This window comes from Georgenia satyanarayanai (genome assembly GCF_009193135.1).
Classification (GTDB): Bacteria; Actinomycetota; Actinomycetes; order Actinomycetales; family Actinomycetaceae; genus Oceanitalea; species Oceanitalea satyanarayanai.
The window spans coordinates 1-12608 of record NZ_VUKC01000016.1 but is presented as its reverse complement, the minus strand read 5'-3'; the positions used below and the strand labels follow the sequence as shown (position 1 = coordinate 12608).

General features: G+C 75.0%; 9 protein-coding genes. 3 read left to right on the top strand and 6 right to left on the bottom strand.

The features are described from left to right. Positions 1-17 precede the first annotated feature (17 nt). Positions 18-848 (bottom strand): aldo/keto reductase, encoded by an 831-nt coding sequence (locus tag GD632_RS13725; protein WP_452176658.1) that lies wholly within the window; start codon positions 846-848, stop codon positions 18-20. A gap of 783 nt (positions 849-1631) precedes the next feature. On the opposite strand from GD632_RS13725, the gene GD632_RS16055 reads away from it, so the two are divergent. Continuing rightward, entirely contained in the window at positions 1632-2132 is a 501-nt protein-coding gene (locus tag GD632_RS16055; protein ID WP_193311489.1) for a hypothetical protein, read from the top strand. Positions 2133-2216: 84 nt separating this feature from the next. Here GD632_RS16055 and GD632_RS13715 read toward each other — a convergent pair whose 3' ends face one another. The 4 genes from GD632_RS13715 to GD632_RS13700 all read right to left on the bottom strand — a co-directional run bounded on the left by GD632_RS13715 (position 2217) and on the right by GD632_RS13700 (position 7560). After that, the gene (locus tag GD632_RS13715; protein ID WP_152192833.1) at positions 2217-3185 is read right to left on the bottom strand and encodes an NAD-dependent epimerase/dehydratase family protein; all 969 of its coding nucleotides are present in this window, start codon (positions 3183-3185) and stop codon (positions 2217-2219) included. A 41-nt stretch (positions 3186-3226) separates the two neighbouring features. Next, positions 3227-5941 carry an alpha/beta fold hydrolase gene (locus tag GD632_RS13710; protein ID WP_193311488.1) on the bottom strand — a complete coding sequence of 905 codons (2715 nt, stop codon included), beginning with the start codon at positions 5939-5941 and terminating at the stop codon, positions 3227-3229. Continuing rightward, a complete protein-coding gene (locus GD632_RS13705; protein ID WP_152192778.1) occupies positions 5938-6972 on the bottom strand; it encodes a 3-oxoacyl-ACP synthase III in 1035 nt (344 codons plus the stop codon). The genes GD632_RS13710 and GD632_RS13705 overlap by 4 nt, the downstream gene beginning before the upstream one ends. A gap of 75 nt (positions 6973-7047) precedes the next feature. Further along, positions 7048-7560, bottom strand: coding sequence for a DUF4282 domain-containing protein (locus GD632_RS13700; RefSeq protein WP_152192777.1), 513 nt, complete (start codon positions 7558-7560; stop codon positions 7048-7050). 113 nt (positions 7561-7673) lie between these two features. On the opposite strand from GD632_RS13700, the gene deoD reads away from it, so the two are divergent. Both deoD and GD632_RS13690 read left to right on the top strand, forming a co-directional pair. After that, entirely contained in the window at positions 7674-8390 is a 717-nt protein-coding gene (deoD, locus tag GD632_RS13695) for a purine-nucleoside phosphorylase (protein WP_152192776.1), read from the top strand. Between the two features lie 190 nt (positions 8391-8580). Next, positions 8581-11736 carry a BTAD domain-containing putative transcriptional regulator gene (locus GD632_RS13690; protein WP_152192775.1) on the top strand — a complete coding sequence of 1052 codons (3156 nt, stop codon included), beginning with the start codon at positions 8581-8583 and terminating at the stop codon, positions 11734-11736. Here GD632_RS13690 and GD632_RS13685 read toward each other — a convergent pair. After that, positions 11657-12608 (bottom strand): NADase-type glycan-binding domain-containing protein (locus tag GD632_RS13685; protein WP_405002544.1); only part of this gene is annotated, 952 nt, incomplete at its 5' end. The genes GD632_RS13690 and GD632_RS13685 overlap by 80 nt on opposite strands.

The window sequence follows — 12608 nt, the reverse complement described above, 5'->3', positions numbered from 1 at the left end:
CAAGCGCGCCCGCGGGCTCAGAACTCCTCGTGGGTGTCCGGGTCGTGGCTCTGCCGGCCGCGCTCGAGGCCGCTGACCTGGTTCACCTCCGACTCGCTGAGCTCGAAGCCGAAGATGTCGAGGTTGAGGCTCTGCCGGTCCGGGCTGGCCGACTTGGGGATGGGCAGGACGCCGAGCTGGACGTGCCAGCGCAGCACCACCTGGGCGGTCTCCACGCCGTGGCGGTCGGCGATCTGCTCGAGCGCCGGCTCGGTGAGGAGGGAGGCGCTGCGGGCGAGAGGGCTCCAGGACTGGGTGAGGACGGTGCGCTCGGCGTCGGCGGCACGCATGTCGGCCTGGGTGAAGTACGGGTGCAGCTCGATCTGGTTGACGGCGGGCGGGACGTCGGTCTCGGCGATGATCCGGTCCAGGTGCGCGGCCGTGAAGTTCGAGACGCCGATCGAGCGGACGACGCCGTCCTCACGGAGCTTGACGAGCGCACGCCAGGAGTCGACGTACTTGTCCAGGCGAGGCAGCGGCCAGTGGATGAGGTAGAGGTCGACGTAGTCGAGGCCGAGCTTCGAGCGCGAGGTCTCGAAGGCGCGCAGCGCCTCCTCGTAGCCCTGGTCGCTGCCGCGGAGCTTGGTGGTGACGAAGAGCTCCTCGCGCGGGACGCCGGACTCCGCGATGCCCCGACCGACGGCCTCCTCGTTCTCGTACTTCGCGGCGGTGTCGATGAGCCGGTAGCCCATCTCGAGCGCCGTCCGCACGGCCTCGGGGGCCTCCTCGTCCATCGGCCAGGTGCCGAGGCCGATCGCGGGAATCCGGTTGCCGTCGTTGAGCGCGAGAGTCGGGATCATGCCGTCCATTGTGGCGCGCGCGCCCCCTCCGTGCGCCCTCGCTCTGCGATGACACGAAGCCACAGCATTCCGGTCGCGTCCGGCTTGACGGACCTCGCCTAGCACAGAGCTCACCTCTCAAGCTGTGCCACGGGACCTACGCGACGCAGCCAGATCAGTATCTCTGTGCCTAGCGCGGGCCGGAGCGTGGCCCCCCGGGCAGCGTCAGCACGCCATTCACCCGGTTTCAACTCCGAGACTCCCCGAGTCGCGGTTGGCAGTGCTCCAATGGATGTCATAGTCATGGATATTATAGTCATCACACGAGCGACTCATGGAGTAGCGATGACATTTACACGCGAGGAATTGATGCCGCCGGTGACTCCCGGATCTTCTGAGGGGCCGCACTTCTATGGGCAAGCGTTGCATATGATCTCGCGACTTCGAGATCACATCGAACGGTTGGATCGCGGCGCAGCGTACGCAGCCGACGACCTCGCGGTCGTACTCCGAGCACTGGTTGCCCCCGGTCAGGGAAACGACGTCTTAGACAGGCTGGAGAACGCGGTCGGAGCCACGACCGCCGCGATCCTGGTTACGCAGCCGCCAGATACCTCGTCCCAGTTCGCCGTTGGCTCAGTCCCAACTCGGCCAGGCAGCGAGACTTACGGCGCCGTCTGGATGCCCTGGCGACAATGGATTGCTAGCCCCGTAGTGCACGTCGAGTACCGCGGGCAGTCCGTCACGTATACGTGGGCCCAGTTCCTCGGCAAGTACGCCAACAAGTGGGGTGGCGCGCACTTGGATCGAGCTGTGCCAGCCCACCTGAATATGATCGACAACTGGTCGTTCGGTGGGCTTGCGCTCAGCGGATACCTCCTTCGATCAGCCGCGCTAGCGACATGGGTCCTCGGCCAACGCGCCTTGAACGAACTCTACGAAAGCACGCGCGAGCAAGGTATTCCTGACGTACCGGTCAAACGGCGCATCGCCGCGCGCGGAGCACTGTCCCACGATCCAGATGACCGACTCGAATATGGCGAACTGCAGTGGCTGCAGTTGACGCCAGACCTGCTCGCTCTTCATATATACGTCGACCCCGCTGTTCCGTGTAGTTGGCGCGTCGCCCCCAGCGCACTGAGTTTCGAGATGGCATACAAGCCCTCTGGCAGTGGCGCCGAAGCCCCCGCCCGAAATGAGGTCCGCCCACCGATGCCGGGCGACATAGTGATCGACAATCCCGGAAACCTGCGCCGGATGGCTGTACATGGGCAGTGCACACCGCCACCCCGAGCACACGCTCAGGAGGCCTGACTCGACGACGAGCTAGTCGGCGATGCCGCCTTGGCGTCCCACGCACAACGCCTATCGGCGGGCGCCGGCGAAGTCACCGTTCCATCACCGGCGGTAGTGCTGAGCCAGTCTTGCCATGCCCTCGTCGATGCTTACGGCAGGCTCCCAGCGGAGCACCTCGCGGGTGTGGCGCTGGTCGAACCAGTGGGCGGTCGACAGCTGCTCGGCGAGGAAGCGGGTCATCGGCGGCTCGTCGCGGCCGGGGCGGACGGCCCACACGGCCTCGACCAGTCCCCCGGCCACCTTCGCCAGTCGCGCCGGCACGCGCCAGGCCGGGGCCGGCGCACCGGCGGCGAGCGAGATGCCGGCGATGAGGTCGCCGATCGCACGCGGCTCCCCGTTCGTCACGACGAGCGCCTGCCCGTGGGCCCGCGGTGCCCGCTCGAGCGCCGCGACGAGCGCGTCGGCCGCGTTGTCGACGTAGACGGAGTCGACGAGCACCGCGCCGTGGTCGAGCAGCGGCAGCCGCCCGGCGCGGGCGCGCTCGACGATCCGCGCGACGAGCTGGGTGTCCCCCGGCCCCCACACGAGGTGAGGGCGCACGGCGACGACGGCGAGCTCGGCGCCGTCCGCCTCCAGCGCCAGCACCTCGGCGGCGGCCTTCGTCCGCGCGTAGTTGCCGCGCGCGTGCTCCGGCTCCGCCGGTCCGGCGCCCTCGCCGACGAGCGAGCCGCCCGTGTGCGCAACCGACGGCGAGGACACCTGGACGAAGCGCCGCACCCCCGCCGCGCGGGCGGCGGCGAGCAGCGCGCGCGTGCCCTCGACGTTGACCTGCTCGTACTCGTGCCGCGGCCCGCTCACCGACACCTTCGCGGCGAGGTGGACGACGGCGTCACGTCCCTCGACGGCGCGGGTCACCGCCGCCGGATCGGTGAGCGACCCGAGCGAGTCGGTGGCACCTGCGACGCCGGCGGGGCGGCGCTGGAAGGTGCGGACGTCGTGGCCGGCGGCGACGAGCCGCTCCGCGGTGCGCCGCCCGAGCATGCCGCTGGCGCCGGTGACGAGGACGCGCAGCCGCTCCGGGCTGGCCCCGGCAGGCGCGTCCACGCGGCGGCTCACGGCTCGCCCATCCGCCCGCCGGCCAGGGCCTGCTCGGCCCACCGGCCGATGCGGCCGCGCTCGATCTTCGCGTTGTGCCGCACGTCCGTGGGCAGCTCCCGCACGCGCAGGACGGCCGCGACCGGGACGTCGCACGCCTCGGCGACGGCGCGGCGCACCGCGGCGGTGAGGCCGGGCGTGGCGAGCGAGGCGCCGGCACGCGCGCGGGCATCGACGGCCGGGTCGGTCTCGAGGACGACGACGAGCTGCTGGGTCCCGGCCGGACCGACGCCGACGGCGGCCGCGCGCTGGACGCCGGGCACCCGCTCGGCGGCGTGCTCGACGGCGACGGGCGTGATGACACCGCCGGGCCCGGTGACGACGTGCGACAGTCGGCCCTCGACCCACAGCCGGCCCTCGGCGTCGAGGTGCCCGACGTCCCCGGTGCGGTGGCGGCCGGGGTGGTCGGCGCTGGCCTGCTGCGTCGCCCAGAGCCGGTCGTAGGTGCGCTTGAGGTGCGGGGCGGCGACGAGGATCTCGCCCGTCACGCCGGGTGCGTCGGTGGGCTCGCCGGTGGCGGCGCCGTCGTCGTCGAGCGGGAGGATGGTGACCGCGGTGCCGGGGACCGGGCGGCCCACGCACGTGCCGCCGCCCGCGCCCACGACGGTGCCGACGTCGGCGACGGCGCGGCGGATCTCCTCGAGGTCGATGTCGGTGACCGGCAGGACCTCGGTCATCCCGTAAGGGGTGCGGGCACTGGCGCCGGGCATGACCTCGGCGGCGCGGGCGAGCAGCTCCGGCGGGATCGGCGCCCCCGCGGAGAGGAAGAGCCCGACGCCGGAGAGCGCCTCGCGCTGCTCGGCCGTCAGCTCCCTCGCGGTCGCGAGGACGTTGCGCAGGGCGGCGGGTGAGGTGAAGACGGCGGTCGCGCTGCCCGCGCGGACCGCCTCGGCGAGCGCGGCGGCGGTGAGCGTGGCCGGCGCCGTGACGTCCATGTCGGGGACGACGGCGAGGGAGCCCAGCGCGGTGCCGAGCAGCGCGAAGGGCGCGAAGCCCGCGACGAAGGAGGAGCTGGGGCCCAGGTCGTAGGTCTCGGCGAGGGTGTCACGCATCCCGGCGAGGCCGCGGTGGGTGTAGACGACGCCCTTGGCGGGGCCGGTGGACCCGGACGTGAAGAGGATGGCGGCGTCGTCGTCCGGGCCCGGTCCGGACGGCAGGTCGGTGCCGGCGCGCTCGAGCTCGGCGCCGCGGGCGAGGAGGCTCGGCAGGGTGTCGCTGACGCCGAGGGCCCTGGCCTGCGCGGGCGGGAGCTCGCTCACCGCGACCCGGCGGCCGGGCCACGACAGGAGGCGCGCGCCGACGAGGCCGCGGTCGATGCCGATGAGGACGTCCGGGGAGGCGCCGCGGATCGCGCGGCTCATGCCGCGCAGGCCCAGGCCCTGGTCGGCGATGACGGCGACCGCGCCGAGGCGCAGGCACGCGAAGAGCGCGGTCGTGAGGTCGACCCCCGGTGTGACGAGGAGGCTCACGCGCTGGCCGGGGCGCACCCCGGCGTCGTGCAGGCCGAGGGCGAGGTGGCGCACGCGGGTGGCGAGCTCGCGCCAGGTCACCGTGTCCGTACCGCCGGCGTGGAGGGCGACGACGGCGGGGGCGTCGTCGTCGCGGCGCTCGTCGAGGACGGCGGCGAGGGGACGAACGACAACTCGGCTGTCGGCGACAACTCGGCTGTCGGCGGTAGCTGGGGTGTCGGCGACAACTCGGCTGTCGGCGGCAACTCGGCTGTCGGCGGTAGCTGGGGTGTCGGCGACAGCTCGGCTGTCGGCGGGGAAGCGCGTGTCGAGCCAGCGGACGACGGTGCCGGCGACGTCGACGTCCTCGGCGAGGAGGTGGCCGGCCCCCTCGAAGCGGTGGACGTCGGCGTGCGGGAGGCGGCGCAGGAGGTCGTCGAGGTAGCGGCGCTGGAAGACGGGGTCCCGCGGGCCCCACAGGACCAGGGCCGGGACCTCGAGGCGGGTCACACCGTCGGCGATGGCGTCGAGGGCGGCGCGGCTGGGGTGGCTCGGGTCGGCGGGGATGTCGGCGACGAAGTCGGCGACGGCGCGGCGGTCCTCGGCGTAGGGCGCGAGGTACGCGGCGCGGACCTCCCGGCGCAGCGGCGGGTGGGCCAGGGCGAGGGTGGCGCGCAGGAAGGTGCGGGTGCCGCTCGTCGCCCAGCCGTGGACGCTCGGGTTGCCCGCCAGGCGCAGGAGGGCGGGGATCTGCGAGTCGTCGTCGTGGTGGACGGCGGTGTTGGTGACGACGACGCCGGCGAGCAGCCCGGGGTGCTCGACCGCCCAGCCGAGGGACACCACGCCGCCCCAGTCGTGCCCGACCGTGACGACGGGCCCGGTGAGGCCCAGGTGGTCGGTGAGGGCGCCGAGCTCGGCGACACGGTCGGCGAGGCGGCGCAAGCGCCCGTCGCGCTGGGAGAAGCCCATGCCGAGCTGGTCGACGGCGACGACGCGCCATCCGGCCGCGGCGGCCGCCGGCAGGAGCGAGCGCCACAGGTAGGACCACGTCGGGTTGCCGTGGACGGCGAGCAGCGTGCCGCGCACCTCTCCGGTGAGGTCGGGCGCGTTGTCGAGCAGGTGCCAGGTGACCGGCGGGTCCTCCCCCGTGCCGGCGACGGTGACGCGGCGGCTCCAGCGGCGGTCGAGGCCGGGGAGCTCGGGCAGGTCGCTGCCCGGGGTCACCACTGCAGCTCGAGCATCGCCGTGTTGAGGCCCGACCCCACCCCTAGGCACAGCACGCGGTCCCCCGGCGCGAGGGAGTCGGCCTGGGCGGCGAGCGTCATCGGCAGCGACGCCGGGCCCACGTTGCCCCAGTAGCCGAAGGTGATCGGCACGCGGTCCTCGGGCAGGTCGATCGCGTCGATGACCGCCTTCGTGTACGGCGTGGAGATCTGGTGGGTGACGTAGCGGTCCATGTCGCCCCACCGGAAGCCCGCACCGTTGTTCGCCTCGGCGAAGGCCGCGGTGACGAGCGGCAGGCCGCCGTCGAGCAGGCCCTTGGTGTCGGTGAACATGCCGTCCAGGCTGCCCACGCACAGCTCGTGGTGCTCGGTGCCGGCGCGCGAGACGCCGCCGACGACGCGGTGCCCGCCCGGGTGGAGGTCCGCGCGGCCGATGACGGCGGCCGCCGCCCCGCTGCCCAGGGTGAGGGAGGCGAACTCGCGGCGGTAGTCCTCGCGGGTGGCCTCGGGCCGGGCGAGACGACGAAGGGTCGTCTCCTGCGTCCCGCGGGAGTCCTCGCTGTTGACGATGACGGCGTAGTCGATCTGCCCGGCGTCGATCATCGTCGCCGCGAGCATGATGCCGTTGACGAAACCGAGGCAGGCGTTGGCGATGTCGAAGTTCACCGCCGAGCTCGGCAGGGACAACCCGTGGTGGATGCGCACGGCCACGGAGGGCTCGAGGTGCGTGCGGGTCACGGAGGTGTTGACGAGCAGCCCGACCCGCGCCGGGTCGACCCCCGCCTCGGCGAGCGCCTTGGCGCCGGCCTCGATCGCCGCGTCGTCGAAACGCGTCCCCGGCTCCCACCACCGACGCTCGACGACCCCGGACACTCGCTCGAGGAGGTTGTCGGGCAGACGCAGCCGCCGACGCGTCGGCGCCAGCTCCTCCTCGAAACGCGACGACGGCACCCGCACCGGGGCCTCGATGTGCGTGACAGCAAGGAGTGCCGCGTTGGAGTAGCGGAAGGTCGCGTTACCAGCGGGAGTCACCAGACGACTTTATCCGGAGCATGTCGAGAGGCGCACACCGGGGCGAGGGCGCCTCTCAGTGGGACCGCTCACCCCTCAGCGGCGCTCACCCGCACGGTCGAGGAAGTACTCGAGCCAGAAGCGCGCGAAGGCGACGAGCACGAAACCACCGAGGGGTCCGACGACGAGCAGGAGGAGGCCGTACAGCACCCACTGGCCACCGCCGAGGAAGGGGTGTCCCGCCGTGCCGAAGGCGCCGATCGCGCCGATGACGGCGACGACCGCCCCGAGCACCGCGAGGACGACGACGGCGAGGTAGACGACCCTCGCGAGGCCGGGCGTGACGCGGCGGGTGAAGCCGAGGTCGGCGAGCCCGCCGAGGGTGGAGGGTCGCGGCTGCCGCGGCTGGCCGAAGCCCGGCGGGGGCCCGGCCGGCTGGCCCGGGTAGCCGGGCTGCTGCGGGTAGGCCTGCTGCTGCGGGTAGGCCTGCTGCTGGGGGTAGCCGGGGTATCCGCCCGGTTGCGGCTGGGCGGGAGCCGGCGGCGACTGGGCGGGCGGCGGGGGCACCGGCCGGTCCGGCGGCGGGTGCTCGCTGTGCGGGTCGGACATGTGGGCCCCTCACGTCGACGGGTCGAGACACGGTGAGCCTAGCCCCGGGTCCCTCCTCCGCGCCGGGGCGACGTGGCAGCATGGGCGCACCCGTCCGTACCCCTGGAGGTCTCGTGCCCACGCCCCACATCGCCGCCGCCCCCGGCGACTTCGCCCCCGCCGTCCTCATGCCAGGTGACCCCCGGCGGGCGCAGCGCATCGCCGAGCAGCTCATGCCCGACGCCCGCCTCGTCAACGACGTGCGCGGCATGCTCGGCTACACCGGCACCGTGGACGGCAGGCCGCTGAGCGTCATGGGCTCGGGCATGGGCCAGCCCTCGGCGACGATCTACGCCACCGAGCTCTTCCGCGAGTACGGCGTCCAGCGCATCATCCGCGTCGGCACGGCCGGCGGGATCTCCCCCGCCGTCCGCGTCGGCGACGTCCTCGTCGGCCTCGGCGCCCACACCGACTCCGCGATGAACCAGCACCGTATCCCGGGCATCAACTTCTCCGCCGTCGCGTCCTTCGAGCTGGCCGAGGCCGCCGTGCGCGCGGCCCGCGAGCAGGGCATCGAGCGCTACCACGTGGGCACGATCGTCTCCCGCGACCACTTCTACCTCAAGGTCCCCGGCCAGACCGAGGCGCTGGGCGCCTACGGGGTGCTCGGCGTCGAGATGGAGGCCGCCGCGCTCTACGGCGTGGCCGCCGAGCTCGGGCGCCAGGCCCTCACCGTCCTCACCGTCTCCGACCACCTCCTCGACGGCTCCCAGGACATGAGCGCCGAGGAGCGCGAGACGACCTTCCAGGGCGCCCTCTCCCTCGCCGTCGCCGCCGCCCTGTCGACCTGACCACCACCCCCGCCCCCGCCCGCCAAAACGTCGGCCGCCAGAACGTCGGCCGCCAAACGTCGCATCTGGTCGACTGACCGACGCCGCCGACGCCGAAACCGTCGCCGAAGGCACCAATTGCGGGGTTTGGGGGTGGGGTGGGCTCCTAGACTGGCTGCACAGCGGGCGGTGACAGGGACGGGGGGTCCTGATGTGCCCGACAGGCGGCGAGCCCGGCGGCGCCGCACGCGCCGGGCTTCCGCGCGCCAGCACGGCCGTCCCGCAGGTCAACGGGCTGCACCGCCCCCAGCTGCTGCGCGCGCTGGACGCCGTCGCCCGCGACCGGATGGGGCTCGTCGTGGCGCCGCCGGGCACGGGCAAGACCACTCTCATGGCCCAGTGGGCGGGCATCAGCGGGCTGCCCGTCGCCTGGTGCCGGCTCGACGCCGGGTCCACCGGGCGGCTCGTCCCCCTCCTGCACCGGGCGCTGGCCCCCCACCTGCCCGGCGACACCGCACCGGCGACGCCCGAGCAGCTCGCGCTGTCCCTGGAGGGGCTGCCCGGCCCGGTGCTCCTCGTCCTCGACGACCTCCACGTCCTCGCCGGCCTGCCCGCGGAGGCCGAGCTCGAGCAGGTGCTCCTGCTGGCCCCGCCCCAGCTGCGGGTGCTCGTCGGCTCGCGGCGCATGCCGGGCTTCAACCTCGCCCGCAGCGAGCTCGCCGCCCTCGTCGTCCTCACCGGGGAGGACCTGCGCTTCCGCACGTGGGAGGTCGAGACGCTCTTCCGGCAGATCCACCGCGCCCCCCTGCCGCCGCACGACACCGCCGCGCTCACCCGGTACACCCAGGGCTGGGCCGCCGCCCTCCAGCTCTTCCACCTGTCCACGCTCGACAGCCAGCCCGCCGACCGGCACCGCGCCGTCCACGCCCTCGCCGGGCGGGCCCGCTACGCGCAGGAGTACCTCACCGCCCAGGTGCTCGCCGGCCTGCCGCCGCAGACCACCGCGTTCCTCGTGCGGACCTGCGTCTTCGACGCCCTCACCGCCGACCGCTGCAACGCCCTCCTCGGCACGACCGACGCGCAGCGGACCCTGCGCGAGCTCGTGACCCGCCAGGCGCTGACGACGACGGCCGACGGCGGGGAGACCTTCGCGTACCACGAGGTCCTGCGCCGCCACCTCGAGACGGCGCTGCGTGAGGAGCTCGGCCCCACGGGCACCGCCGAGTGGTACGTCCGCGCGGCAGAGATCCTCGAGGAGGAGGGTGACCTCGTCGAGGCGCTGCGCGCGCGGGCCCGCGCCGAGGACTGGCCCGGGGTCCGCGCCCTGCTCCACGAGTCCGGTGCGCGCGTGTTCGCCGGCCCCCACCAGCCGCGGTCGCGCGACGAGACCTGGGCGGCACTGCTGCCGGCGTGGCTCACCGCCTCCGACCCGTGGTGCTGCCTGGCCGAGGCCCGCCGGCTGCTCGGGGACGGCCGGCTCGGGGACGCGGCCGCGGCTGCGGAGCGTGCCCGGGCGCAGTTCACCGACGCGAGCGCCCAGAAGCTGTGCGACGAGCTGCGCGCGAGCATCACCGCCTGGCGCGGCGGCCCGGTGCCGCCGCGGCCGCGGTGGCCCGACCTCCTCCTCGCCGCCACCCGGCGCCACCCGCTCGACGTCGCCCGCCGAGCCGCTGCGGCGGAGGACGCGCCGGTGCGCGCCGTCGCGGGCTTCGCCCGCCTCCTCGGCGGGGACCGCAGGGCCGGCAGCCGGGAGCTGCGCACGCTCGCCGAGCAGCCCGAGGGCACCGCGCCGGGCCTGGCCCTCGCCGCGCGGCTGGTCCTCGCGACGCTCGAGGCCATCATCACCGGCGGTGCCGCCGCACGGACCGAGGTGCGGCCCGGCCCCCTCAGCTCCCCGCGGCCCTCCCCCTTCGACCAGATCTACCTCGAGGCGGAGCGCCACGGTCTCACCTGGCTGGCGCGCCTCACCTCGGCGATCGCCGTGGCCGGGCACGGCGGGGACCGCCGTCCGATGGCCGCGGTCATCGGGGACCTCGACGCCCGCGGCGACCGGTGGGCGGCCGCGGTCGTCGCGCTCGTGTGGTGCCTCATCCGCCTGCCGTCGGGCACGGTCGACACCCGCACCCTGGACCAGCTCCGCCGCCGCCTGCGGGAGCTCGACGCCGGCGTGCTCGAGGCGTGGGTCAGTGCGGCCGGGGCGCTGCTGACCGCCGCGCAGCAGCTGCCCGACGCCGCCGAGCAGGCCCGCCAGGCGGAGGCGCAGGCGCGGTCGGCCGGGGTCCCCGGGGCGGCAGCCCTCGCCTACGCCGCCCTGGCCGCGACGCGGGCCGGGGACCGTGACGAGCTCCTCACCCTGGCGCGCACGACCGCGAGCGGCACCGGCCTGGACTGCCGCCCGTGGGCCTGGCTGCCGGACATGTCCCCCTGGACCCGCGACCCCGCCGCCCCGGCCACCGACCCGAACCACGACCTCCCCGGCCGCGCAGGCCCACCCCCTGCCGTCACGCCCCCCGCCGGACCGAGCGCCCCGTCCGCGGCGAGCCCGCCCGAGCCCGCCTCTCGTCCCGAGCCGGTCCTCACCGTCCGCTGCTTCGGGGAGCTCCAGCTGCTCGTCGACGGTCAGGCGCCCGACCTCAGCGGCATCCGCCCCCGCGCCCGGACCGTGCTGCGCTTCCTCGCGGTCCACGCGGGACGTCCCGTCCACCGCGAGCTCATCGCCGACGCCCTGTGGGGCGAGCTGGACCCGGCGGCCGCGATGCACAACCTCCAGGTCAGCGTCTCGAGCCTGCGCGCGGCCCTCGAGCCGGGTGTGCCGGGGCGGCACAGCCGCATCGTCGTGCGGGACGGTGAGTCCTACATGCTCGCCCTCGGCCCCGGCTCCTCGAGCGACGTCGTCGAGGTCGACGAGGCGCTCGCCGCCGCGGCGCGGGCCGCCCGGCGGCGCGACGTCGCCGGGCAGCGCGCCGCCCTCGCCGCCGCACTCGCCGGCTACACCGGCGACGTCCTGCCCGAGGAGGGGCCGGCCGACTGGCTCGTGCCCACCCGCGAGCGCTACCGCACCCGGGTGGCCGAGGCGGCCGCCCTGCTCGCCGAGCTCGCGCTCGCCGCCGGGGACCACGCCGAGGCGGTGCGGGCGGCGCAGCGCAGCGTCGACATCGACGAGTACCGCGACGACGCCTGGCGCGTCCTCGTCGCCGCGCTCCGCGCGGCCGGGGAGCCGGCCGCCGCCGAGCGCGCCGCGCGCTCCTACTCCCAGGTGCTGCGCGAGCTCGGCGTGGCCGAGGACCTCAGCCCCGCCCCCGGAGCTCCACCTCGGCCACCGCGACGGGAGCCCCCAGCTCCTCCCCGTACACCGAGAGGATCGTGAGGCCAACCCGCTCGACGTCGCTCAGGCCCACCGACACGGACTGTGGCTCGCCCGAGTCGGTGAGCTCGACGTCCTGGACCTCCGTCCCCTCCGGCGTCGTCATCGTCAGGCGCACCTCACGCGGACGCGCCTCCAGCAGCCGCTGCTCCTCGTCCCCGCCGTTGCCCGCGGTGACGAGGACGGTGACGAGGCGCACGGGCTCGGACAGGACGAGGTCGACCGACTCCCCGACACCGTCCCCCCGGGGTGCCCAGGACCGGTCGGAGATCCCGTCGCGCACGTAGGCGGCGAGACGGTCCTCCCGCTCGCTCGAGGCGAGGACCTCGGCCGGGTTGACGGCGTTGTCGCCCGCCACCCGGTCCACGACGGCGTCGTAGGCGCCCGCGAGCGAGTCCCGCGCGAACCAGGCCCCCGCACCGAGGAGCGCGAGGACGACGAGCGTGACGACGAGTCCCGTCGGGAACCGCCGACGACGGCGCGAACCGGGGCGCGTGCCGGCCGCCGGGCCCGGGTGCGGGTCGGGGCGCAGCACGCGCCGCCACCACGAGCGCTGCGGCTGGACCGGGGCGTCGGCCAGGTCCGCGCCGCAGCGGCGGCAGAAGTGCCGGTGCGACGCGTTGCCGGCCCCGCAGGCGCCGCAGACGAGCTCCCCCGGCCGCGGTGGCGGCTCCTCCTCCTCCGCGCGAGGCACCGGACGGCGCTGGACGGGCGCACCGGGCTTCCGCGCGGCCGGCTGGCGCACAGAAGGCTCGGCGGGCCGCGTGGGGCCGGGCTGCGGCTGGGCCGGGGCGGACGCGGCGGCGGCCTGCGGCGGGGCCGGTCGCTCCCTCGTCCGCGGCTCCGCCGACGCGGCGGCGGCCCCACCCGCCGGG